The sequence below is a fragment of the Janthinobacterium sp. FT14W genome (assembly GCF_009208755.1).
Lineage (GTDB): Bacteria > Pseudomonadota > Gammaproteobacteria > Burkholderiales > Burkholderiaceae_D > Janthinobacterium > Janthinobacterium violaceinigrum.
In genome coordinates, this window is record NZ_WFLL01000001.1 from 408,002 (window position 1) to 431,772 (window position 23,771).

Consider the following 23,771-nt stretch of genomic DNA (forward strand, 5'->3'; position numbering starts at 1 on the left):
CGCATGAAACCATTTATTGCGAATGTGGCTGCCTTGCTGGCACTGTCGAGCGCCGTTCCCGCCATGGCCGAAGTGGTCGTGGTGGTCAATCCGAAGAGCGCCGCCGGCGCCATGACGAATGAACAGGTGGCGCAATTCTTTCTCGGTAAATCGACGGCCATGACGCCGATCGACCAGCCGGAAAGCGCCCCCGTGCGCGCCGAGTTCTACAAGAAGGTGACGGACAAGGAGCCGTCGCAGGCCAAGGCCCTGTGGTCCAAGCTGGTCTTTACGGGCAAGGCGACCTTGCCGAAGGAAGTGGCGAATAGCGCGGACGTGAAGAAGGCTGTTGCGGCCGATCCGAAAGCCATCGGCTATATCGAAAAGAGTGCCGTCGACGGCACCGTCAAAGTGGTGCTGACGGTGCCATAAAGCCACGCCAGCTGGGGCCGCGCGCCATGCGGCGACCCGACAATCGATCAACATCAGGAGACAGCAATGAGCATCAAACGCAAGATATGGGCGCTGCCTGTCGTCTCGGCCGTGATTTTCGGACTGGGATTGGCCGTCAGCGCCTATCTGTCCACGGCCACGCTCAATTCCATCCACGCCACCGAAAGTGCCGACTATCCCGTGCTCGACATGGCCAAGTCGCTGACCCTGGACGTGGCCGCCGTCGGCGACGCCCTGCGGGACGCCGTCAGCGAAGGCGACAAGGAGCGTATCGGCCAAGTTGGCGGCCAGGCCGTCAAGCTGCGCGCCAAACTGGGCGATTTTGCGGCGATCCCCGGCCAGCGCGAGCAGGGCCAGCGCCTGGCCAAGGAATTCGATGCCTACTATGCGCCGGCGCTGAGCGCGGCGCGCATCATGCTGGAAATGGAGGAAGGCAATCCGCAGGCGACCGTGGCGCGCATGCAGGGTGCGCTGGCTGTGCTCAACGCCGACCTGGCGAAGACCAATGAACAGGCGCAAGTGCAGTTCAAGCAGGGCATAGAACGCAGCGCGGCCAATGTGCGCAATGCGCTCAATACCAGCATCGCCGTGGCGCTGGCCGTCATCGTCTGCCTGGTGGCCGTCTCGCACTTCGTCGTGCGCGCCATCTGGCAGCAGCTGGGCGGCGAACCCGAATACGCGCGCCAGATCGCGCGCGCCGTGGCCGATGGCGACCTGTCCATGCATATCGTGACCGAGGCGGGCGACCAGGACAGCCTGCTGGCGGCGCTGAAGGACATGCGCGCCAAGCTCGGTGGCATGGTCTCCGATATCAAGGCGTCGGCCGAGACCATCCAAGTGGCCAGCGCGGAAATCGCCCAGGGCAATGCGGACCTGGCCGCGCGTACGGAATCGCAGGCGGGCAGCCTGGATCAGACGGCGCGCAGCATGGACAGCCTCACCAGCACCGTGCGCGACAACGCCGCCAATGCAGGGCAGGCACATGAACTGGTGGTGTCGGCGTCGGTGGTGGCGGTCAAGGGCGGGCAGGTGGTCAGCCAGGTGGTGAGTACCATGGGCGAGATCAACGATTCGTCCAGGCGCATCGTCGACATCATCGGCGTCATCGACGGCATCGCCTTCCAGACGAATATCCTGGCCCTGAATGCGGCCGTGGAGGCGGCGCGCGCGGGCGAGCAGGGACGGGGTTTCGCCGTGGTGGCGTCCGAAGTGCGCAACCTGGCGCAGCGCAGCGCGGCGGCGGCGCGCGAGATCAAGCAATTGATCGGCGATTCGGTGGCCAAGGTGAATGTCGGTTCGAAGCTGGTCGACGAGGCGGGGCTGACCATGGGGCAGATCGTCGATTCCGTGAAAAAAGTGGCCGATATCATGGCCGAAATCAGCGCAGCGAGCCAGGCGCAAAGCGCCGGCATCGGCGATATCGGCGTGGCCATCGGCAGCATGGACCAGATGACGCAGCAGAACTCCGCGCTGGTGGAACAGGCGTCGGCAGCGGCAGAATCGCTGCAGGAACAGGCCGTGCAGCTGGGCACGGCGCTGGCCGTCTTCAAGCTGGCGCAGGGCGGCGCCGTGCCGGAGGTCCGCGCCAATCGCCTTGGCGGCCCCGCCAACCCAAGCTACCTGGCATTGGCATAGCTTGCACTAACGCAGCGTCATCCAGCCCGGCTCAAGCCTGCAGCCCGAACGGATCGTCGATGCTGTGCGCCGGCTGCGTGAACCAGCGCGGACCGTTTTCCGTCATGTAGAAATGGTCTTCATGGCGGATGCCGAATTCGCCGGGGATGCAGATCATCGGCTCGTTCGAGAAGCACATGCCCACGTCGAGCGGCGTCGTGTCGTTGCCCACCAGGTAAGGCCATTCGTGGATATCGAGGCCGATGCCGTGGCCCGTGCGGTGCGGCAGGCCGGGCAGCTTGTAGCCGGGGCCAAAGCCGTCCGCTTCCAGCGAGACGCGCGCCGCGCGGTCCACGTCGCCGCAGGGCACGCCCAGCTGTGCGGCGGAAAACGCCGCGGCCTGCGCCGCCTTTTCGCTGTTCCACACGCTGCGCTGGCGCGCGCTGATGGCGCCAAACACATAGGTGCGTGTGATGTCGGAGATGTAGTTCATCACCTGGCAGCCCGTGTCGATCAGCACCGTGTCGCCCGCCTTCAGCGTTTGCACGTAATTGACGCCATGCGGATAGGCCGTCGCTTCGCCGAACAGCACGATGCAGAAATACGAGCGGGGCGCTCCCACCTTGCGATGCGCGCGCTGGATGAATTCTTCCACTTCCACTGTCGTGATGCCTTCATGCAGCATGCTGGCCGTGGCCACGTGTACGGCCAGGGTCATGTCCATCACGCGTTGCATCAGGGCGATTTCCGCGGCGGACTTGCGGCTGCGGCAGTAGGCGGTGACGGCGCGCGCATTTTCCAGCGCGTAGCCGGGAGCCAGCGGCCGGATGCCGTCATAGATGAAGAAGGCGGCGCTTTCGCAGATGCCCACGCGCGGCGGCGCGGCCGCATCCTGGGCTATGCCCATGCGTGCCAGCGCGTCGACGAACAGCTGGTACGGGCTTTCATGCTCTTCCCAGCAATTGACCTTGCCCTCGATGACCATGAAACCCGTCAAGGTGCTTTCTTCAAAGGCGGGGGCGATGTATTCGAGCGCTCCGCTGGCCGGCAGGATGGCGCCCACCATGCGTTCGCTGGCATACCACTTGGTGCCCGTGAAATAGGTGAGGTTGGCGCCCGCGTTCAGGTAGATCGCGGCGATGCCCTGTTTGCGCATGAAGGCTTGCGCCTTGGCGATGCGCCGCGCATGTTCGTCCTTGCCGATGGCGACCATGCCGGACGTCATGTCCGACAGCGATGCCAATGCCTGTTCGATGGAAGTGCCACCTATGCTCATGCCTGCTCCTTTGTTCGATGCGTGATGTCGATGCGTGATGCCGAAAGGCCGCATGATATCAGTTCGCGCCTTTCGGCTTGAGTCCGGGCGCGCCGCCGGCGGCATCGGGCTGGGCCAGCACCAGGTCGTGCGGATACGTGAATTGCCAGTCCGCGTAGCGCTGCTTGCGGCGCAGGCTGGCGTCTTCATCGAGGAAGTTGTCCTGCTTGATGGGCAGTTGCGGCGACAGCGAATGGATGCCGACGATGCGGCCTTCCTGCCGCAGCAGACCCCATTCCGCCTTGCCCGTGACGGGGTCCGCATACAGGCGGCGCAGATGCCGCCGGGCGTTGGCGTAGCGCGGGTCGCGCAACAGCTCCTGCAAGGTCAGGGGATAACGGGGGCGGCCATCGCCCGGCGTGCTGTCGTAGTAGCGGCCCAGCGCGTTGCGGAATTCGTGGCCGATGAACAGCAACTCGCGCTCCTTTTCGCGCCGCGCGGCCGTGGCAAGCAGCTCGCTGGCCAGCACCAGGCCCACGCCCATGAAGGCCACCAGCATCAGGGTCCAGATATATGCGAAGCCCCTTGCGCGGCGCAGGACGCTAGAGCTGCTCAAAGGGGATGCCCTCGCGCGTCTTGCCCTTGGCGCCGCTGCGCACGTCGGCCACGCCGCCTATCTCGCCATTGGGCGAGGGGATCAATTGCCAGGTGGCGGCGGACTCCGTGACGGGGTCCAGCGGCACGCTGCGGAAGTAGTGGTGGGTCACCAGGTCGGCCAGCGCGGCCGGATACTCTCCCTTGTCGGCATAGTATTTATCGAGGCCGCTCCTGAGCACCTGCAGGTTTTCCTTCAGTGCCACTTCCTTGGATTTTTCCACCGAGCCGAAATAGCGGGGAATGGCGATCGTCAGCAGCAGCGAGATGATGGCCAGTACCACCAGCAGTTCGACCAGCGTAAAGCCACGCCGCAAGGACGGGTAGGACATGTCGGTCACCATTGATTGAGCGGCACGCCGTTCAGGCCTGCCTTGGTCGAGCGCGAGGCGACGTCGAACACGTCCTCGCCTTCGCTGGGATTGTCGGGCGGCGAGGCGTAGGCGCGCTTGCTCCAGCTGTCGGCCGCGCTGCCCGCTTCCCTGGGCTGGAAGGGGTCGCGCGGCAGGCGGCGCAGGAAATAGATGTTCTGCTTCGAGGGGCTGCGCTGGTCGGGCACGCCCTCGACCAGTTCCTCGAGTTTTTTCGGATAGCCGGAAGCGCCCAGCGACAGCTTGATGCGGCCATTGTCCGAGGCGCGCTTGTAGGCGTCGATCGCTTCGCGCATCTCGATCAGGGCGCTGCGCAATTCATGTTCCTTCGCCCTTTGCTGCGCCACCTGCGCCATCGGCACGGCGACCGTGGCCAGGGTCGCCATGATCGCCAGGGTGATCATCAGCTCGATGAAGGTAAAGCCCCGCTGTTTCATGGCCCACCTCACTGGCCGCCCTTGACCGTGGCCGATGGCGTGGCGCCGGACTTGTCGCCGGCGGCGGGCGCTTCGTCGCCGCCCGTCATGGGCGAGCCGCTGCGCGGCGCGGCCGGCTCGGGCGCGGCGACGGCTTCGGGGCTGCCGCCCACGCTGGCGCGTCCACCCACGGAGGCCTCGGTACCGGAATTGAATTCGGCCGTCATCAGGTCGGGGCGGCGGATGCTGCGCAGCAGGCGCGGCGTGATCGACAGCACGATTTCGCTGCGCATGGCGTCGTCCTTCTGGCTGCCGAACAGGCGGTTCAGCACGGGCAGTTCGCCCACGCCGGGCACCTTGTTGGCCGTGCCCCTGTCCTCGTCGCTGATCAGGCCCGCCAGTACCTGCGTTTCGCCATCCTTCAGGCGCAGCACGGTCGACGCGCTGCGCGTGCCGATCTGGTAAGCCTGCGTACCCGTCTTGCTGATCACTTCCTTCACCACGTTCGACACTTCCAGGTTGATCTTGATGGCCACCTCGTCGTCCAGGTAGACGTTCGGCTCGACGTCGAGCTTCAGGCCCACGTCGATGTAATTGACGCTGTCGGAACTGACGCCGTTATTCGTCGTGACGGTAATGACGGGCACGCGGTCGCCGATGAGGATCTTGGCCTTTTCCTTGTTGCGCACGCGGATGCGCGGGTTGGCCAGGATATTGCTGTCGCTATCGGTCTTGTTGGCGTTGAGCGTCACGCCGCCGATGGCCAGGTTGATGTTGTCGCCATTGATGCGGTGCAGGTCGGCCACCTTCAGGCCGCCCAATCCCGTGCCGACGCCGGCCAGCGTGAGGCTGGCCTGGTCCGGCCAGCGTACGCCCAGCTCCATCAGGCGCGTGCGCTTCACTTCCAGCACTTCCACCTCCAGCATCACTTCCGGGTCGGCCAGGTCCTGCACGTTGATGATGCGTTCGGCCATGCGCACCATTTCCGGCGTATCGCGCAGCATGATGATGCCCAGGCGCTCGTCGGTGACGACGTCCTTGGCCTTGAGCAGGGTCTTGATGGAAAACGCCACCGTCTTGACGTCCGCATTGGCGAGGAAGAAGGTGCGCACCACCAGCTGCTGGTAATCCTTCACCTTTTGCGGCGTGTTCGGGTAGATCGTGATCGACTTGTCGCTGGTGACGCTCTGTTCGAGCTGGTTGGCGCTCAGCAGCATGGCGATGGCTTCCTCGATGCTGGTGTCGCGCACGGAAATGGTGGCGCGCAGGGCGGGATCGACTTCCTTGTCGAAGACGAAGTTCAGGCCCGACACCTTGCTGAGAAGATCGAACACGGAGCGCAGGGGCGCGTCGCGGAACTCCAGGGTGACGGGTTTGCGGTAGGCGGCAGCCAGCTTGCCGCCGGCCGGCCGCGCCTTCGCCTGCTCGTCTCCGATGCGGTTTTTCAGGGCCAGCGCCTCGCGCTGTGCGGGGCGTTCCTGCAGCACCTGGCGCAAGGCTTCCTGCGCCTGCGCGATATTCGCCTCGCCGCCGCGCTGGTAGCTGGCCTGCGCTTCCTGCACCAGCTTGCGATGCCGCTCATCCTGCGCCACGCCGTCCAGGCCACGCTGCGCCACGTCGTTGCTGGCGTCGAGCGCCAGCGCCTGCTGGTACAGCGCTTGCGCCCCGGGCAGGTTGCCCTGCTGGCGCAGCGCTTCCGCAGCGCCATTCAGCTTGTTCAGCGCGCGCATCCTGCCGTTCGTGACGGCGATGCGGTACTTGGCGTTGGTCGGCTCGGCTTGCGCCGCCTGTTCCAGCAGGGCCAGGCCCTGTTCCGTGCGGCCCGCTCCCAGCATGGCCTGGCCGTCGTTGTAGGCCTGGTTTCCGGCGCAGGCGGCCAGCAGGGACAGCAGCGGGAGCAGGGTGATGATGGTACCTGGTGCGCGTCGTTTCAATTGAGGTCCCCTACGGCGAGTGTCTGTTTCAGGTTGAGCGGCAGATAGGTAAATTGCAGTGCGCCCTGCACCACGCCGTCGAAGCGGTAGCGCTCTTCGAACGTGTCGCCGGGACGCGCCACCACGTTGCGGTCGCCCGCTTGCAGGAAGTAGGCAGCCTTGCCTTCGTCGACGAAGCGGCCGAGGAATTGAAAGGGCAGCGGCGGCGGTGCGTTTGCGTCGACGGCGGCGACGGTGCGCGTGGCCTGCGCCGCCTGCTGGTCGAGCATGATTTTTTTCGGCGTATCGGGCTGCCAGCTTTGCTTGGCAAACAGGGTGGCCGCTTCGTCATCGTCGAGGGCGCGCCGCGGATGGATCGCCAGCGGGCGGCCAGGCGCCGGCGCGGCGGCATCGGGAAGCACGGGCGCTGGCGCTACCTGCTCCATTTGGCGCGTGGTGGCCGTGGCTGGCCCCACGATGCTGCCTTCGTCTTCGGGCGCGAAGAGGGCGGCCAGCAAGGTGGCCACGGCGGCGCCTCCCAGAACGGCTTTTTTCATCGGCGCACCTCCGCCTTCTTCACCAACAGGATGAACTGGATGCGGGCGTCGATCTCGCCCGCTTCGATCTGCTCGCGCTTGAAGAGCACGGAGTCGAGCGTGAGGGTGGGCAGCTGCTGCAAGGCGTCGACGATGAACGTTTGCAGCTGCGTGTATTCGGCCTTCACGGGCAGGGTGATCTGGTAGCGCAGGAAGGCCGTATTGGCATCCTCCTGCGGCTTGTAGTCCGCCTTGGCCAGGGTGACTCCGCTCTTCTGCGCCACTTCCAGCAAGGTCTTCAGCTGCTCGGGAATGCTGTCATGCGCGGGCAGGTAGGCGTGGAAAGCAGCCAGGCTGTCGGCGTCGGCATCGAGCGCGATGGCGGCCGGCGGCTGCGCCGACTGTTTCGCCGCTGCGGCCAGTTGCGCCGCCAGTTCCTGCTGGCGCGCAGCCAGCGCCTCGCCCTGCTGCATGGCGAAGGCGGCCAGCGCCAGGCAGGCCGCGCCGATGGCGCTGGGCCAGCCCAGGGTACGCCACAGCCGTTGCGCTTCCCACCGCAGGCGCGGCGGCAGGCGCAGTTGCAGGCGTGGACGCGCCACGGGCGTGCTGGCTTTCAGCACGGATTTTATTGCCGCCATTGCGCCTCCAGCTGAAAACGGTACGGGTGTTCGGGAGCGTTCGCATTCATTTCGTGTTTGAGCAGGTACACGGAACTGAACATGGGCTGCTGGTTCAGGAAGGCCAGGTAGTTGAGCATGTCCTGTGGCGTTTCCGCTTCGGCGGCGATTTTCAGTACGCTGGCGCCATCCTGTCCCTGCTGCGCGTTCAGGTCCAGTCCCAGCAGGGCCACGCGCAGGTCGCGCGGCGCCTGCACCGTTTTCACCAGGCGCGTGACGGGCAGGTTGAGCTGGCGCACGGCGGCGGCCACCTGTTTCAGTTCGCTGTCGCGTTCGCGCTGCTGGGCCGCCGAGAGGGGGGCGCGCACGGGACGCGCGGGCTGCAGCTGGGCCAGTTGCGCTTCCAGGCGCCGCGTTTCCTGCGCCTGCACCAGCCAGTACACGGCGGCCGGCAACAGCAGCAGGGCGCTCGCCAGGCACAGGGCCAGGCGCCAGCCGCTGAAGGTCTGCATTGCGCCGGGCGCCAGCAATTCCAGGCGGCTCAGGCCCATGCGGCCTCCCGCATCAGGTGCGCGGCGCTGGCCACGGCAACGGGCTGGAAGCGCGCCGGCAGCGCAGCCTGAGGTTCGCCGCTCAGGTCGAGCAGCGCCACGTGTTCGATCGCATCTAGCTGCGGCGCGCGCAAGTTCCAGCGCCGCCACGCCCGATCCAGTTCGTCGCCCCAGGCGCCGCCGCAGGACTGGCTGTGCAGGGCCGCGATGCGCCCGCCGCTGCTGGTCGCCAGCAGCAGCCGTCCCGCTTCCACCAGGGCGAAGGCCGCCGGCTTGGCGGGGGCGAGGCTGCGCCAGGCCGGGCCCACGACGGGTTCGATGGACAGGCAGCGCCGGCCATGCGCGGCGGCGGCATCCTGCACGCCCTGCAGCAGGGCCGCATCGATGCCGCAGGCCAGGCGCGGCTTGCCGTACGGCGCATCGTCGGCAGCGAGGCGCCAGGCGCGCGCGCCATCGCCGTAGACGGCGGCGAACTGGCTGTGCAGGAAGCGCTGCGCGCTGGCCCGGTCGAGCAGGGCGCCGCTCCACGGCACCATCAGCATGGCGCACCAGCGGCTGGCCAGGCTGACGGCCAGCGGCAGTTTTTTTTCATTGTGCTGTTCGAGCCAGCCGCGCAAGCCTGCCAGCGCCACTTCCCAGCTGGCGCCGGGGTTCAGGATTGGCAAATGGAAGGCGCTGTCGGGAAAGGGACGGCCGGCGCGGCGCAGCACGCCGTGCAGTCCGTGCGGCGCCAGGTGCAGGCATACGGTGGCCCGGGTAACGCGTTCAATAAGTGACACGATTGAGCTCCGCTAAAGTGGTTTCGCCGCGCCGCACCAGATCCAGGCCCGCCTCGCGCGCCAGGCGGAAGCCGTTGCGCGCCGCTTCTTCCTTCATCTGGCTCAGGGGGGCGCGCGTGCAGATCATTTCGCGCATGGCGTCGCTGAGCATCAGGACCTCGGCGACGGCCTTGCGCCCCTTGTAGCCGGTGCCGCGGCAGTGGCCGCAGCCCTTGCCGGCCATGAATTGCCAGTCCTGCACCTGGTGCAGGGCCAGGCCGCTGTCGCGCAGCTGCTGCGCATCGGCCAGCACTTCGGCGCTGGCGTCGACGGCGCAATGGGCGCAATTGAGGCGCAGCAGGCGCTGCGCCACGATGCCGTTCAGGGCCGCCGCAAAGCTGTAGGCGTCGACGCCCATGTGCAGGAAGCGGCCCACCACGTCGAACACGTTATTCGCGTGCACGGTGGTAAATACCAGGTGACCCGTGAGCGCCGCCTGCACGGCGATCTGCGCCGTCTCGTCGTCGCGGATCTCGCCGATCATGATCTTGTCGGGATCGTGGCGCAGGATGGAGCGCAGGCCGCGCGCGAACGTCAGCCCCTTTTTTTCGTTGACGGGGATCTGCAGCACGCGCGGCAGCCGGTACTCGACGGGGTCTTCGATGGTGACGATCTTGTCCCGTCCCGTGTTGATTTCCGTGATGGCCGCGTACAGGGTGGTGGTCTTGCCGGAACCCGTGGGACCCGTCACCAGCAGCATGCCGTGCGGCTTGGCGGCCAGGCGGCGTATCTGTTCGATGGCATCCTCGTTCAGGCCCAGGCTTTCCAGGCGCAGGGCCTGTGCCGCTTCCGTCAGCGCGCGCCGGTCCAGCAGGCGCAGCACGGCGTCCTCGCCAAAGATATTGGGCATGATGGAGACGCGGAAATCGATCTCCGCCCCTTTCACGCGCACCTTGAAGCGGCCGTCCTGCGGGATGCGGCGCTCGGCGATGTCGAGGTCGGCCATCACCTTGATGCGCGAAATGATCTGTTCCGCCATCGCCAGGCCCTGCACCTGGCCGGCCTGCACCAGCACGCCGTCGACGCGGTATTTGATGACCAGGCTGGCCACGTCGCATTCGAGGTGGATGTCGCTGGCCTGGAATTTCAGGGCGTCGTAGATGGTGGAGTTCACCAGTTTCACCACCGGGCTGCTGTCTTCGCTGATGCGTATCAGCGAGATGTCCTCGATGCTCTGGTCGAGGCCAGGTACATCGTCGCCATGCTGCATTTCCTGCATCGCCTGCTGCACGCTTTCCTGCTGCTGCAGGTAGGCGGCCAGGTCGTCCGGATGCGCCAGCGCCACCGTGAAGGGCGTGGCCAGGGCGAAGTCGGCCCACTGCAGCAGGTCTTCGCTGAAGGGATTGCCGATGACGAGCACGGGCGGCACGCCGGGAGCGCCCGGCTGCAGCAGCACGCAGTCGCGCTGGGCGCAATCGGTGTAGGGCAGCTGGGCAAAGGCGGGCAAGGCGGCTTGCAGCTCGGCCATCGTCCAGGCCGGATAGCGGAACAGGGCGGCCAGCTGGCGCAAAAAGACTTCGGGCGGCAGGGCCGCCGTTTCCTGCAGCACGGCCATCTGCGGACGGCCCTGTTCCAGCGCGCTGGCGTGGGCGCGGCGCAGCATGGCCGCATCGAGCACGGCCCGTTCTTCGTCGCGTGCGTTCATGGCATGCCCCTCAAGATAAGCTCCCGGCCAGTTCGAAGATCGGCATGTACATCAGCACCACCACGCCGCCGATCACCACGCCGATGATGGTCATCAAGAGCGGTTCGAGCAGGCGCGAAGCCCAGTCCACCCAGCGGGCGAATTCCTCGTCGTGGAATTTGGCCGAGCGTTCCAGCATGTCGCCCAGGCGGCCCGTGTTTTCTCCCACTTTCAGCAGCGATTGCGCCACGGGCGTGGCCATGCCGGCCTGTTCCAGCGCGCTGGAAAACGGCATGCCTTCCTGCACCGCGCGGCGGGCCTGCGCCAGCTGCTCCTGCTGCGCCGGCAGCAGCATGGGCGCGACCATGGCCAGCGCCTTGTGCAGGGGGATGCCCGCATGCAGCAGCAGGCTCAGGGCGCGGTAGAAGCGGGCCAGGCGGAATTCCGCCGCCTTCCCGGCCAGCACGGGCAGGCGCAGCAGGCGCAAGAGCAGGGCCTGGCGCGCGCCGGCATTGGCGGCGCCGAAGACCACGGTGCCGACGGCGGCGGCCAGCGCGCCGGCGCACAGCAGCGGGTGGGCGGCCAGGGTCTGGCCAAAGCCCAGCAGCATCTGCGACATCCACGGAATTTCGCGCCCCGAGCTTTCGTAGACGACGCTGAACTTCGGCACCACATAGCCGAGCAGGAACAGGGTCACCAGGCCGCCGACGACGAGCAGCATGCACGGATAGATGGCGGCGGAAATGAGTTTTTTGCGGATGGCGTCGAACTGCAGCTGGTAGCCGACAAAGCGCGCCAGCGCCTCGGGCAGGTTGCCCGAGCGTTCGGCCGCATGCACGGTGGCGATGTAAATGTCGGGGAAGATGTCGGGGAAGCCGGCCAGGGTGTCGGAAAAGCTCTGCCCCTGCTGCAGGGTGAGCACGATGGCGGCCAGGGTGGCCTTGGCGCCCGCGCGCGTTTCCTTGTTGTGCAGGGTGGCCATGGCCTCGCCCAGGTTCAGGCCCGCTTCGAGCAGGGCCAGCAGCTCCTGGCTGAATTGCAGCAGGGGCAGTCCCTGCTTGCCCGGACGCGGCGCGGCGCCCGCGTCCTGCGCACTGCCGTCATCGACGGCCAGCACGCGCCAGCCGCCGCGCACGGCCGCGCGGATCGCCTCGGCCTCGCTGGCGGCGTCGATGGCCAGCGCCTGGCTGCCCGCCGGGCCCTGCACCTGGAGGTGGAACTGCATCGTCGGCTCAGGTGAGCATGGCGACGGAAGCGGACAGGGGCTGGCTGTTATGGGGGAAGGCGCGTGCGGTCAAAGTAGGCATCGGTCGGGAACAATCCAAAAAAAGTTCAATTCGTCGCGGGTACCGGCAGCAGCAAGATGCAGTGAGTTGCCTCAGGGTAGACTGGAATTGCCAGAAAATCAATCGTGTCGTGCTGCTGGATGCGGGCGGCTGGCCGCAATTGGCCGGCCGCCCGCATGTTCAGCCGCTTACTGGGTAACCAGGCTGACCTTGTCGATCACGAACGAGGTTTGCAGCGAAGCGTCCTCGGTCGCGGCAAACGAGATCTGCACGGTCTGGCCCTTGTAGGCGATCAGGTCGAACGTGCGGATCTGGTAGCCGGCTGCCTTGTTCACGTTCGAATACGTGGCCAGGGTGCCCAGCACCGTGCCGGCGCTGTTCTTCACGGTGACGACCAGCTTGTCGTACACGGTATTGCCCGTTTCCGCCGTGTCGATATGCAGCGCGAAGCTCAGGCTGGCGGACGTGGCGGCGGCCGGGATGGTCACGCTTTGCGTCAGCGATTCGCTGGCCGTGGTGCCATTGCCGCCCAGCCAGGCGTACTGCGTGCCTTCATACGCCACCTGGCCCGTGAAGGTGCCGATGGCGCCCGTGGTGCCGCTCCAGCCCGTGGCGCCGGACTCGAAGCCGCCGTTCGTCACGCGTTCGGTGGCGCTGCTGGTGCCCACCGTCAAGGTGGCGTTGTTCGACGTCGCCGTCACGGCTGGCGAGGACGAATCCGTCACCGTGGCCTTGAAGACGGCGCCGTTGTCGGCCGCTGCAGCCGTGAAGCTGTAGGCGGGCGACGTGGCGCCGCTGATCACGGCGCCGTTGCGGTACCACTTGTAGGTGTACGGCGCCGTGCCGCCGCCTGCGCCCACGGCGAACGAGGCGGTGGCGCCCGGTGCGACCGTGATGCTGGCCGGCTGGCTGGTGATGCTCACCGCGCCGCCCGTGGTCGATTCATCGACGTCGGCACCCACGTTGATGGCCGCATAGGCGCGCTTGACGGCGATCGACTCGGCGCTGCCCACGCCATACAGTTCCTCGGCAGCCTGCAGCACCTTGTTGCGCGCATCGGCGTAGTTGGTCGACGAAGTGAACTTGGTGGTCGCGGCCTTGAACCAGATGCGGTAGGCCTTGTCGCTGCCGATACCCGTCATGGCCAGCGGGCTCTTGTTCAGGTAGGAGCTGTAGTAGTCGCTGCTGGAGGTGGAGTTCGAACCTTGCGACAGGAAGTAGAACATGCGGTTGTTCGGGCCACTGCTGTAGTGGACGTCGAGGTTCTTGATGGTGCTGCTCCACGCATTCGGGCTGCTGCCATCCTTGCTTGGCTTGTACAGCCAACGCAGCGGCTGGCCATTCTTGGCGATCTCCTTGCCCGTCATCCAATCGTTGCCGGTGTTGGGGATGCTGGTGCCCGTGCCGCCGGCGCGCGCATACGCTTCCACCATTTCACCGGCGATGTCCGAGCTCGATTCGTTCAAGCCGCCCGATTCCTGCGAGTAGATCAGGCCCGAGGTGGCGTCCGTGATGCCGTGGCCCATTTCATGGCCGATCACGTCGATGGAGCCGAGGTTGTTGAACGAACTGCCGCCGTCGCCGATGTACATGCACTTGCAGCTGCTGTCGTAGTAGGCGTTGTCGTAGGCCGTGTTGACGTGGGCGGCAATGTGCGTGGCCGTGTTGTTGCCGTCCAGGCTGGACCAGCCCAGCACATTCTTGTGCGTGTCGTAGGTGTTCATCAGGCCCCACATGGCGTTCACGGCCGCCGTCTGGCCGTTGGCGTTGGTGGTGCTGCCGCCGTTGATGTATTGCTGGCCGTCGCCCCAGGTATTGCTGGTGCTGCTGTACACGCTGCCCGAGGTGGTGCCGTGGTTGGCATTCGTGATGGCCATGCCGCCGAAGCTGCCGCCCGTGCCGCGGCTGGGGTCCTTCATGGTGTAGGTGCTGCCCGTGAGCGTGGTGTTGAGCGGCACCTGGCCGTTGTACTGGCTGTTGCCGATGCCGGCCACGGTTTTCAGGGCTTTCCATTGACGCAGGATGCGGCCATCCTTGGCGCTGACGATGGTGTCGTAGTAGACGGGCTTGTTGCCGCTGATCATGCGCGTCTGCACCAGGTAGGCCAGCTCGTAGTGGTCGACCACGTCCTGCACGTCGAGGGCGTTCAGCGCGGCTTCCGATTTGTTCTCGGCGCCAGCCACGCGCACCGTTTTCATCACGGGGTAGATCAGCAGCTGCGCCTGCGGCGGTACATGGTCGACGGCCGGCACGCCGATGTTTTTCACGGCGGCGGCGATGGCGGCGGCGGCGCTGACGGCCGGCGTGGTGTCGATATCGGTGGTGGCGCTGCGGGTGACGGAATTGACGCCGCCGCTACCGAGGCCGGAGGCGCGGTCCGACACGGATTCGCTGACGATGTCGCCGGCGTTGTTGCTGACCACGACCGTCTCGGAACCGAAGACGGGCAAGCCCTTGTAGGTATGCTGGACGCGGCTCACGCGCGTGCCGCTGACGCCCGGATGCTGGGCGCCGACGGCAAAGCCATGTTCGGTATTGAGGCCGCGGCTGCGCGCCTGCGCCGCCAGCTTGTTGACCAGGCTGGCATTCTCTTGTGGAGAGGCCAGGGTGACCGGCGCGGCCATCAGGGTTTGTGGCAGCGGCGTGGCGGCGCCGGCCGTGGTGGCCATCAGCGGCAGGGCGGCGATGGATGCGGCAACTATCGTCAAACGTAAATTCATTTCTGCTCCATGGTATCGGTTAAGGAAATGGTGAATGAACTGGCCGCGATGTCTGATGGCCACCCCGACGGGCCTGGCGGCAGGCGGATAGCCTGCCGTTTTGTGGTGGCATGACGCCGGGTAGGGGGACACTAAACTTGTCGATATCTCCATGTCAAAAAATTCAAGAAATGGGTCACTACACGAATTTTTGTTAAGAATTGAACATTTATCGGCACTGTACTAGAGGAAAGTTTGATTTATCGCAAGCTGCAATTTTTGTTTTGGACTACTTCCTCAAATGGCGCGTTCTGTTGGAAAAACACTGTTGCATTTTTTAAATGTTGCGATCTACACTAGGTATTCGCGCGATCCCCTGCGGGCTGCGCGAGGACAAAAAAAGCGCACGCGGCAATGACCGCGTCCAGATACAGCGCATCGGGAAAAAATCGGGAGTTTCACATGACGTCAGTTCTGTTTTCTGCTGTTGGTTTCAGCCATTTCCCCTCTGGAGCGGCATTCATGCTGCATCCGCCTTCCTAGCCGCCGCTACCTGGCTCTTCCCCCGCGAGGGGATTCTTCTCAGCGAGTCCGACCGTGCCGCCCGGCGCGGCCGCTGGCGCAGTGCATCCTTTTTTTCAGGAAGGGTTGCCGGCTCCTGGTGCGTGCACCGGAATCACCGGCCCGAAGAACTATGCTTTCGATAGCGACCAAAGTGGAACAGATCGTGATGGAGTCGGCCTTTCTCAGCGAAGGATTGGGCCGGGGCCTGCTTAACCTGTCGGAACTGGCGCGCCAGCTGCAGCCGCAATTGCAGACCGATTTATGGAAGCCCGTGGGCCAGGCGGCCGTGGTGATGGCGCTGCGCCGCCTGGCCGAACGGATGCCGCAGCAGAAAAGCCGCGAGATCGTGCTGGCGCACCGCGCGGGCGAACTGTCCACGCGCAGCGAATTGATGATTTTTACCTACCGCTATTCCGACCAGACCTACGCCTGCCAGCGCCAGTTGCTGGCGCTGGCCGCACCCCAGCGCGGCACGTTCATCACGGTGACGCGCGGCGTCAACGAGGTGATGGTGATCTGCAGCCGCTCGCTGCATGCGCTGGTGGAGGAAGTTTTCGGCGCAGAGCAGGAACTGGCGCGCCTGGAGCGGGTCACGGCCGTGACCTTGCACCTGGCGCCCGAGACCTGCTACACGCCAGGCGTGTATCACGCCATCCTCAAGCGTCTGGCCTGGGAGCGCATCAACCTGATCAACATCATCTGCACGTATACGGAGCTGACCTTGTTGCTGGAACCGTCGCAGACGGGGGCGGCTTTTTCCGTGCTGTCGAAAATCGTCGCGCAATGAAAAACGTCCCGCTGCAGCGATGCAGCGGGACGTCGGCAGGCGCAGGCGCCGTTTATTTTTCCAGCTGCGTGCGTACGCGGGCAATCGCGGCGCGCACCTGGCGCGGCGCGGTGCCGCCCACGTGGTCGCGCGCGGCCACGGAGCCTTCCAGGGTCAGCACCTCGAACACGTCTTCGTCCGTCAATGGGGAAAACGCGCGCAGCTGCTCCAGCGACAGGTCGGCCAGGTCGCAACCGGCGTCGACGCAGGCGCGCACGGCCAGGGCCACCGCTTCATGCGCGTCGCGGAACGGCAAGCCCTTCTTCACCAGGTAGTCGGCCAGGTCGGTCGCCGTGGCGTAGCCTTGCAGGGCTGCCGCGCGCATCGCTTCCGGTTTCACCGTGATGCCACCGGCCATGTCGGCGAAGATGCGCAGGGTGTCGATGACGGTGTCGACGGTGTCGAACAGCGGTTCCTTGTCTTCCTGGTTGTCCTTGTTGTAGGCCAGCGGCTGGCCTTTCATCAGGGTCAGCAGGCCAGTCAGGTGGCCATACACGCGGCCCGTCTTGCCACGCGCCAGTTCCGGCACGTCCGGGTTTTTCTTTTGCGGCATGATCGACGAGCCGGTGCAGAAGCGGTCGGCGATGTCGATGAAGCCGATGCGCGGGCTCATCCAGATCACCAGTTCTTCTGCCATGCGCGACACGTGCATCATCAGCACGGCGGAGGCGGCGCAGAATTCGATGGCGAAATCGCGGTCCGACACGGCGTCGAGCGAGTTGTGGCAGACGTCGTCGAAGCCCAGGGTTTTGGCCACGCGCAGGCGGTCGATGGGGAAGGTGGTGCCGGCCAGTGCAGCGGCGCCCAGCGGCAGGCGGTTGACACGCTTGCGGCAGTCGGCCATGCGCTCGGCGTCGCGGCCGAACATCTCCACGTAGGCCAGCATGTGGTGGCCAAAGGTGATCGGCTGGGCCACCTGCATGTGGGTAAAGCCCGGCATGATGGTGTCGGCATGCTGCTCGGCCAGGTCCGTCAGCGCGCTGCGGAACGTCGCCAGCAGGGCGGTGATGTCGTCGATGGCGGCACGCACGTACAGGCGGATGTCGGTCGCCACCTGGTCGTTGCGCGAACGGCCCGTGTGCAGGCGCTTGCCCGCATCGCCTACCAGTTCGGTCAGGCGTTTTTCGATATTCAGGTGGACATCTTCCAGGTCCAGCAGCCATTCGAACTGGCCGGCGGCGATTTCCTGCGAGATTTGCGCCATGCCGCGCTGGATTTCCGCGTAGTCGGCCGGGCTGATGATGGCTTGCGCATGCAGCATTTCCGCATGGGCCAGCGAACCTTCGATGTCGAACAGCGCCAGGCGCTTGTCAAAAAATACAGAAGCTGTGTAGCGCTTGACGAGGTCCGAGACCGGTTCGGAAAACCGGGCCGACCAGGCTTCGCCCTTTTTGGAGAATTGATCAGTCATGAAAGAAGTCCTTTAGTGTAGGGCGATTATAAACAAGGTTGGCCTGCGGTAGGGCTTTTAGGGGCTTGCAGGGCCCTGAAATGGCCAGGAATGGGGCTGGCACGCCTGAAATGCCACGGCGCGGGCGCCGTGGCGCGTTCCATCCGGGCTTTTTGTATTCTGTCCCGCAAATCGTGCGTTTTGTCGCAATCCGATGGTGGTTCAAGCGCGATCGGCCTACAGTTCAATCATCGCAGCACACAACCCGCCACCCAAAGGAACCATCATGAACATCGCTAAAAACATGGAAGCCATCTTCGTTGCCGTCATCGCCATCGCCGCCGCCACCAGCCTGGCTACCGCCGCCGTGCCGAAATTCCGCGCCGCGCCTGCCGCCATCGTCGCCAGCGCCGACCAGGCCACCATGCACACCGTGCACGTCAGCGCCAAGCGCCTGAGCGCCGAAGAAAAAGCCGCACTGTAAGGGCGGCCATGCAATGCAGGCAGTACCCATCACCGGCGACCAGGACGGGCGGCGCCCCCGGTTCTTTCCTGCCCAGGTGACAGCAGCGCGCAAATCGCCGATGATCGGTTTTTTCCACGACAGGCGGACAGCGTGATGCCACACTTGAAGATCAGCAGCGACAAGGCGGAACTCGACGTTCCGGCCATTCACCATTTTCTCAGCACGCAATCGGCATGGGCCAGCGGCATCGCACTGGCCACCGTACAGCGCGCGATCGAGCATTCGCTCTGCTTCGGCGGCACGCTGGACGGCCGCCAGGTGGCATTCGCCCGCGTGGTCAGCGACTACACCACGTTTGCCTATCTGGTCGACGTGTATGTGCTGGCAGAGTACCGCGGCCGCGGCTACAGCAAGCGCCTGATGGAGGCCGTGATGGCACATCCCGACTTGCAGGGCTTGCGCCGCTTCATGCTGGCCACCAGCTCGGCACATGGCTTGTATGCGCGCCACGGTTTTACGGCACCGCTCCGGCCGGAGACGCTGATGGAGCGGTATTTTCCCGATATATACCGGCGTTGAACGGCTGGCGCGGTTTGCGCGCGGCCCCGTTCCTGCCCTGCCATTTCCAAGTACTGACTCCCCCAACCGGACCTGACGCCATGACCTCTTGCTTTCTCTGGCCTTTCCTTGCCGCTGCGCTCACCGCGACTGGCGCACCCATGTCGGAGGCATTCAGCCCGGCGCCTTGCGAGACGGGGATTTTCAGCCAGGGCCAGACGGATTTCGTCGCCCTCACCCAAGGGGGCAAGGGATACAGCTATACCTTCAGCGACGGGACAGTCGGCAACACGCAGGATGCCGGGGCGCTGCTCGCGTGCGGAAAGGACGCCGTGCTTGTCCGCGGCAAGGAGCGCTGGCCGAAAGTGGCACTGGCCGAATCGGATACGCGCTTCGCATCGGACGGCGTCATGCTCGCGGGCCGCTTGATGGAAGCGCCGGGCGCAGGCAAGGATACGCCGCTGGTCGTGTATGCCCACGGTTCCGAAAGCAGCGGCTGGATCGGCCGCGCGCGCGATCCTTACCAGATGGTGGGACGGGGCGTGTCCGTTTTCGTGTATGACAAGCGCGGCACCGGCCTGTCCGAAGGCGAATATACGCAGAATTTCCCGCGCCTGACCGATGACCTGGTGGCCGCGTCGCGCGAAGCCAGGCGGCTGGCGCAAGGCCGCTACGGCCGCTTCGGCCTGATTGGGGGTAAGCCAGGGCGGCTGGATCGCGCCACTGGCGCAGGCGCGCGCCAAGGCGGACTTTCTCGGCATCGGCTATGGCCTGGCGGTCGATATCGCGGAACAGGATGCGGCGCAGGTCGCCAAGGAATTGCTGGACCGCGGCTATGGCGACGAGGTCCTCGCCAAGGCCCGGACGATGACGGATATCACGGCAAGACTCGTCAGGTCAGGCTACAAGGATGGCCTGGATGACTTGTCCGGGGTGCAGCAGCGATTCGGCAAGGAGCCGTGGTTCGCCCTCGTCAAGGGCGGCTACACGGGCGTGTTCCTGGCGATGCCGGTCGAGGAATTGCGCAAGCATGGCATACCGCAGTTCGACAAGCTCGGTGTCGACTGGTCGCAAGATCCCGTGCAGGCATTGCGCCAGGTCGCGGTGCCGCAGTTGTGGGCCTTGGCGGAAGATGACCGCCAGGCGCCGCCGGCTGTCACCGTGGAGCGCCTGACTGCGTTGCGCAGCCAGGGCCAGGCCATCTCCATTTACCTCTTTCCGCAGGCCGATCACGGCATGCGCAGCTACGATCAGGCAGCGGATGGAACGCGCAAGCCCACCCTCATCGCGCCAGGCTATTACGATCTGATGGCCGACTGGGCCAAGGGCCGCGTCGAGGGACCTTACGGGCGGGCGTCTCGCAAATAAAGCCGCGGCGGCCGTGCGTCGCCACGGCTTACTTATTGCCAGTGCATCAGGCAGGGCGGAATCAGGAGCAGCAGCGCCAGCACCAGGTAAATCAGCTGCAGCGGAATCATCCACTTGGCCCACGTAATCCAGGGCACGCGCGCCAGCGCCAGCACGCCGACGGTGATGCCGGAGGTGGGGATCATCGGCGTGGTGAATTCGCCGAACTGGAAGGCCAGGATGGCCGTCTGGCGCGTCACGCCCACCAGGTCGGCCAGCGGCGCCATGATGGGCATGGTCAGCGCGGCCTGGCCGCTGCCGGAATGGATGAAGAAGTTGATCACCGACTGCATGAAGAACATCTTTTGCGCGGCGAAGACGGGACTCGACGAGGCTACCAGGGGCGTGAGCGCATGCAGCATGGTGTCGATGATCTGCGCGTCGCGCGCCAGGATCATGGTGCCGCGCGCCAGCGCGATGACCAGCGCCACGCTGACCATGTCGCGCGCGCCCTGCACAAAGGACGCCACCAGGCTGTCCATGTCGAGCCGGCCCACCAGGCCGACGACGATGGCCATCACCAGGAACAGGGCGGCGATTTCATCGATGAACCAGTCGTACTTGACGACGCCGACGACCATCGTCAGCAAGGTCGCCATGAAAATCCACAGCACGGCGCGGTGCGTGCGCGTCATGCCGGCAAAGCTGCCCAGGTCCATCGAGTGCTCGCTGCGCTTTTCGATGTCGAGCAGATAGGTCGGGCTTTTCTCCGGATGGCGCTTGACGCGGGCCGCGTACCACATCAGGAAGACGATGCTGACGGCCGTGGCGATGGCCCAGACGACCAGGCGGTAGCCGATGCCGGAAAAGATCGGCACGCCCGCGATGCCCTGCGCGATGCCGACGTTGAACGGGTTCAAAAAGGCGGCTGAAAATCCCACCTGCGAGCCGATGAAGGGAATCGACACGCCCGTGATGGTGTCATAGCCCAGGGCCAGCGCCAGCGGCACGAAGATCAGGATGAAGGGGATCGCTTCCTCGTTCATGCCGAAAGTGGCGCCGCCCAGGGAAAACATGGTGAAGAAGACGGGAATGATGGCGGCGCGCACGAAGCGCGAGCTGGTGTGGGCCTTGGCGATCGCCTTGATCAGCGAGTCGAAGGCTTCCGTCTTTTGCAGCACGGCGAAGGCGCCGCCGACGATCAGCACGAAGCCGATGATCAGGCTGGCGTCGACGAAGCCCTTGATGGGCGCCATCATCAGCGCTGTCAGTCCCTGCGGCTTGTTGTCCACGTAGTGGAACGTGCCGGGGATGATCAGCTGCTTGCCGTTGACCAGCTGCGTATCGAATTTCCCGCCTGGCACCAGCCACGTCGCCAGGGCGATCATGGCCAGGATGCCGCACAGCAGGACGAAGGTGTTGGGGAGCTTGAATTTTCTCATGGCGCTTTTTTGTGACATTTATTGGCTCAGCAGGCTGCCGCCGCGGAAGGCGACGGCGCCGGCGACCTTGCCGACGTTCATGCCGCGCAGGACGTGGCGGTGCGCGCTGCGCGCGAAGAAGACGCCGGCGACCGTGCAGCGCAAGGTGGTCGTCTCGCCGCTGACGGGATCGATCAGGTCGGCCAGCGCATCGCCGGCGGCCAGCACGTCGCCCATTTCGCGCAGGTAGACCAGCACGCCGTGATGCGGCGCGAGGATAGGTTCCACGCCGGCCAGCGGCGTCGGTGCGCATTGCGGCGCGGGCAGGTCGTCGCCGGCGCCGGCTATCTCCAGCACGCCCTCGATGGCGAGAAAGCGCAGCAGGGCGGTGGCGTCGCGTTCGGCCAGGGCGTAGCTCACTTCCACTTCGCCGCGCAATTCGACGGTGGTCGACAGGCAGGCGGCGGGGATCGGATAGCGTCCCTTGAAGTGCGCGTCGAGATCCCACCACAATCGGCTGCAGGCTTCGTCGAACGGCTCTTCGCCGGCCGCCAGCTCCAGCAGCACGGCGCGCGCGCCCAGCAGCGCGGACAGGGGCGCGATCTGCGCCGCCAGCGGCGTGCCCGTATAGATATGCAGGGCCGCCTCGTTATCGCAATGCAGGTCGAGCACGATGTCGGCGTCGATGGCCATGCCCAGCAGGGTTTTCTTGAGTGCCTCGGCATCCGTACCCGGCCGCCAGGCGGCGACGGCGTCGCGCGCATGCCGGCGTATCAGCGCCACGTTGGCTTGCGCATCCTGTCCCAGCTGGCCATCGAGGGTGGTCTTCAGTTCATCGGCCACGTGGCGGTAGGCGCGGTTGAAGTTGATGCCGGTGGTCAGGTCGAAGCGTCCGAACGGCGCGCCATGGATGGCTTGCGCCAGGCCGATCGGATTGGCGGCCGGCACCAGGATGATTTCGCCGTGGATCTTGCCCGCCGCTTCCAGCGCCAGCATTTCGCGGCGCAGGAATTGCGCCACCAGCATGCCCGGCACCTCGTCCGCGTGCAGCGCCGCCTGGATGTACACCTTCTTGCCGCTGCGGCTGCCGGCAGCCGTGCCGCCGAAGTGAAAACTGCTCAACTGGCAGGACACGCTGGCGTGCGCGGTGGAGATGGGATGCTGTTGTACTTGCATGGTGAATTCGCCCCAAAACGGGGCGCGGTTGATGGATTCCGGTCGATTATGTAGCATTATTTTCACGAAGTAAATCAATGAAAATCCTTTTACAAATATTTGTTGAGTTTTCTTTTTGATATGAGTACAGTAAGTTTCAGCGACCCGATTTCGCCTTTTCGCCATTCATCCGCAGTATCCAAGAACACAGGCCGCCAGTGATATGAAAGCATCCGCCAGTCCTGCCAGAAGCAGCGCCCGCACGCCACCTGCCGCCGCGCTGTCGTCGCCCGATGCCGCCTTCGCGCAGTCTCCGCTGGGACAGGCGCTGATGCACGTGCTGGCCAGCGGATCGGCTTCGCAGCGGCAGATCGCCGACTACCTGCTGCGCAACCAGATGCGCGTCATTGCGCTGGGCATCGAGGAATTGGCCGACAACTGCCAGGTGTCGACGGCCACCATCAGCCGCTTCGCGCGCGACATCGGCCAGAAGAATTATTCGGCCATGCGCGGCGCCATGGCCGAAACCCTGCAATCGCTGCTGCAGCCCGTCGACAAGCTGCGCCATACGATAGAGCGGCGCGCGCGCGCCACCTCGCCCGTCACGGAAAGCCTGGAGTATGCGGCCGCGAACATCGCCGCCACGTCCGCCGCCCTGTCGCTGCCCGACATGCATGCCGTGGTGCGGCGCCTGACGCGCGCCAAGGTGGTGTATGTGATGGGTTTTGGCCTGTCGGCCAACCTGGCCGGCATGCTGGTGCAGCATCTGCAGCCGTTTTGCCCGCATGTGGTGGAAGTGGTGGGTATCGGCGGCTCGGAAGTGGCGGCCGGGCACCTAGTCAACCTGACGGCGCAGGACGTGCTGGTGGTGATTTCGTTTCCCCGCTATACGCTCGATTGCATCGGCCTGGCCAGCTTCGCGCGCGACCGCGGCGCCTGCATCGTGGCGCTCACCGATTCGCCCGCCTCGCCGCTGGCCGAGCTGGCCGACCATGCGCTATTTGCGCAAAGCACGCATCCCGTCCTGCCCAGCAGCGCCAGCACGGCGCTGGCCATGATCGAGGCGCTGGCCGTGGCGCTGATGGTGTCGAACAAGGACAACGTCGACAAGGCCGCCCGCCTGAGCGAAGTGATCGCCGCCTACCTGTATGGCGGCGAGCATGGGGTGCAGGCTCCCAGGAAAACAGCAGCACAGCAGCGCAAGGCAGTCCATAAAAAGCAGTCATTATAAAAATCAGGGTCAATACCATTGGGGAGA

23 protein-coding genes are annotated in these 23,771 nt (G+C 65.4%); 8 read left to right on the forward strand and 15 right to left on the reverse strand.

The genetic code is table 11. The features are described 5' to 3' along the window. Positions 1-3 precede the first annotated feature (3 nt). Entirely contained in the window at positions 4-411 is a 408-nt protein-coding gene (locus tag GCN74_RS01805) for a hypothetical protein (protein ID WP_152255059.1), read from the forward strand. Between the two features lie 66 nt (positions 412-477). Continuing rightward, complete coding sequence (locus tag GCN74_RS01810) at positions 478-2,067, forward strand: methyl-accepting chemotaxis protein (protein ID WP_226938812.1); 1,590 nt, start codon at positions 478-480, stop codon at positions 2,065-2,067. 31 nt (positions 2,068-2,098) lie between these two features. Here the strand turns inward: GCN74_RS01810 and GCN74_RS01815 are convergent, their stop codons facing one another. The 12 genes from GCN74_RS01815 to GCN74_RS01870 all read right to left on the reverse strand — a co-directional run bounded on the left by GCN74_RS01815 (position 2,099) and on the right by GCN74_RS01870 (position 14,807). Beyond that, complete coding sequence (locus GCN74_RS01815) at positions 2,099-3,322, reverse strand: M24 family metallopeptidase (RefSeq protein WP_152255060.1); 1,224 nt, start codon at positions 3,320-3,322, stop codon at positions 2,099-2,101. A gap of 58 nt (positions 3,323-3,380) precedes the next feature. Beyond that, positions 3,381-3,917 carry a type II secretion system protein gene (locus tag GCN74_RS01820; RefSeq protein WP_226938813.1) on the reverse strand — a complete coding sequence of 179 codons (537 nt, stop codon included), beginning with the start codon at positions 3,915-3,917 and terminating at the stop codon, positions 3,381-3,383. Then, positions 3,904-4,287 (reverse strand): type IV pilin protein, encoded by a 384-nt coding sequence (locus GCN74_RS01825; protein WP_152255061.1) that lies wholly within the window; start codon positions 4,285-4,287, stop codon positions 3,904-3,906. Before GCN74_RS01825 ends, GCN74_RS01820 begins: the two co-directional genes overlap by 14 nt. A 5-nt stretch (positions 4,288-4,292) precedes the next feature. Beyond that, entirely contained in the window at positions 4,293-4,763 is a 471-nt protein-coding gene (locus GCN74_RS01830) for a type II secretion system protein (protein WP_152255062.1), read from the reverse strand. An 8-nt stretch (positions 4,764-4,771) separates the two neighbouring features. After that, positions 4,772-6,676 carry a secretin and TonB N-terminal domain-containing protein gene (locus GCN74_RS01835; protein WP_226938814.1) on the reverse strand — a complete coding sequence of 635 codons (1,905 nt, stop codon included), beginning with the start codon at positions 6,674-6,676 and terminating at the stop codon, positions 4,772-4,774. Beyond that, positions 6,673-7,212, reverse strand: a complete 540-nt coding sequence (locus GCN74_RS01840) for a hypothetical protein (protein ID WP_152255063.1) — start codon at positions 7,210-7,212, stop codon at positions 6,673-6,675. Before GCN74_RS01840 ends, GCN74_RS01835 begins: the two co-directional genes overlap by 4 nt. Further along, positions 7,209-7,829, reverse strand: a complete 621-nt coding sequence (gene pilO, locus GCN74_RS01845; RefSeq protein WP_152255064.1) for a type 4a pilus biogenesis protein PilO — start codon at positions 7,827-7,829, stop codon at positions 7,209-7,211. The genes GCN74_RS01840 and pilO overlap by 4 nt, the downstream gene beginning before the upstream one ends. Beyond that, entirely contained in the window at positions 7,817-8,359 is a 543-nt protein-coding gene (locus GCN74_RS01850) for a hypothetical protein (RefSeq protein ID WP_152255065.1), read from the reverse strand. Before GCN74_RS01850 ends, pilO begins: the two co-directional genes overlap by 13 nt. After that, positions 8,350-9,138, reverse strand: coding sequence for a hypothetical protein (locus GCN74_RS01855; RefSeq protein WP_152255066.1), 789 nt, complete (start codon positions 9,136-9,138; stop codon positions 8,350-8,352). Before GCN74_RS01855 ends, GCN74_RS01850 begins: the two co-directional genes overlap by 10 nt. Continuing rightward, positions 9,125-10,822, reverse strand: coding sequence for a GspE/PulE family protein (locus tag GCN74_RS01860; protein WP_152255067.1), 1,698 nt, complete (start codon positions 10,820-10,822; stop codon positions 9,125-9,127). Before GCN74_RS01860 ends, GCN74_RS01855 begins: the two co-directional genes overlap by 14 nt. 10 nt (positions 10,823-10,832) lie before the next feature. Beyond that, entirely contained in the window at positions 10,833-12,026 is a 1,194-nt protein-coding gene (locus tag GCN74_RS01865; protein ID WP_152255068.1) for a type II secretion system F family protein, read from the reverse strand. A 249-nt stretch (positions 12,027-12,275) separates the two neighbouring features. Continuing rightward, a complete protein-coding gene (locus tag GCN74_RS01870; RefSeq protein ID WP_152255069.1) occupies positions 12,276-14,807 on the reverse strand; it encodes a M4 family metallopeptidase in 2,532 nt (843 codons plus the stop codon). A 673-nt stretch (positions 14,808-15,480) separates the two neighbouring features. On the opposite strand from GCN74_RS01870, the gene GCN74_RS01875 reads away from it, so the two are divergent. Beyond that, positions 15,481-16,137, forward strand: coding sequence for a hypothetical protein (locus tag GCN74_RS01875; protein WP_152255070.1), 657 nt, complete (start codon positions 15,481-15,483; stop codon positions 16,135-16,137). A gap of 52 nt (positions 16,138-16,189) precedes the next feature. On the opposite strand, the gene argH is transcribed toward GCN74_RS01875, so the two are convergent. Further along, the gene (gene argH, locus GCN74_RS01880) at positions 16,190-17,587 is read right to left on the reverse strand and encodes an argininosuccinate lyase (RefSeq protein ID WP_152255071.1); all 1,398 of its coding nucleotides are present in this window, start codon (positions 17,585-17,587) and stop codon (positions 16,190-16,192) included. 265 nt (positions 17,588-17,852) lie between these two features. On the opposite strand from argH, the gene GCN74_RS01885 reads away from it, so the two are divergent. The 4 genes from GCN74_RS01885 to GCN74_RS01900 all read left to right on the forward strand — a co-directional run bounded on the left by GCN74_RS01885 (position 17,853) and on the right by GCN74_RS01900 (position 19,958). Continuing rightward, positions 17,853-18,050 (forward strand): hypothetical protein, encoded by a 198-nt coding sequence (locus GCN74_RS01885; protein ID WP_152255072.1) that lies wholly within the window; start codon positions 17,853-17,855, stop codon positions 18,048-18,050. A 135-nt stretch (positions 18,051-18,185) separates the two neighbouring features. After that, complete coding sequence (locus GCN74_RS01890; RefSeq protein ID WP_152255153.1) at positions 18,186-18,611, forward strand: GNAT family N-acetyltransferase; 426 nt, start codon at positions 18,186-18,188, stop codon at positions 18,609-18,611. A 140-nt stretch (positions 18,612-18,751) separates the two neighbouring features. Continuing rightward, positions 18,752-19,513, forward strand: coding sequence for a hypothetical protein (locus tag GCN74_RS01895; protein ID WP_152255073.1), 762 nt, complete (start codon positions 18,752-18,754; stop codon positions 19,511-19,513). Then, positions 19,458-19,958: a hypothetical protein gene (locus GCN74_RS01900; protein WP_152255074.1), complete on the forward strand. Its 501-nt coding sequence runs from the start codon at positions 19,458-19,460 to the stop codon at positions 19,956-19,958. Before GCN74_RS01895 ends, GCN74_RS01900 begins: the two co-directional genes overlap by 56 nt. Positions 19,959-19,990: 32 nt before the next feature. Here GCN74_RS01900 and GCN74_RS01905 read toward each other — a convergent pair whose 3' ends face one another. After that, positions 19,991-21,379, reverse strand: a complete 1,389-nt coding sequence (locus tag GCN74_RS01905; protein ID WP_152255075.1) for a YfcC family protein — start codon at positions 21,377-21,379, stop codon at positions 19,991-19,993. Positions 21,380-21,397: 18 nt separating this feature from the next. Then, positions 21,398-22,534 (reverse strand): succinylglutamate desuccinylase/aspartoacylase family protein, encoded by a 1,137-nt coding sequence (locus GCN74_RS01910; protein WP_152255076.1) that lies wholly within the window; start codon positions 22,532-22,534, stop codon positions 21,398-21,400. Between the two features lie 202 nt (positions 22,535-22,736). Here GCN74_RS01910 and GCN74_RS01915 point away from each other — a divergent pair, with 202 nt between their 5' ends. Then, on the forward strand, positions 22,737-23,744 hold the full coding sequence (locus tag GCN74_RS01915; protein ID WP_152255077.1) for a MurR/RpiR family transcriptional regulator: 1,008 nt from the start codon (positions 22,737-22,739) through the stop codon (positions 23,742-23,744). The last annotated feature ends 27 nt before the right edge of the window (positions 23,745-23,771 follow it).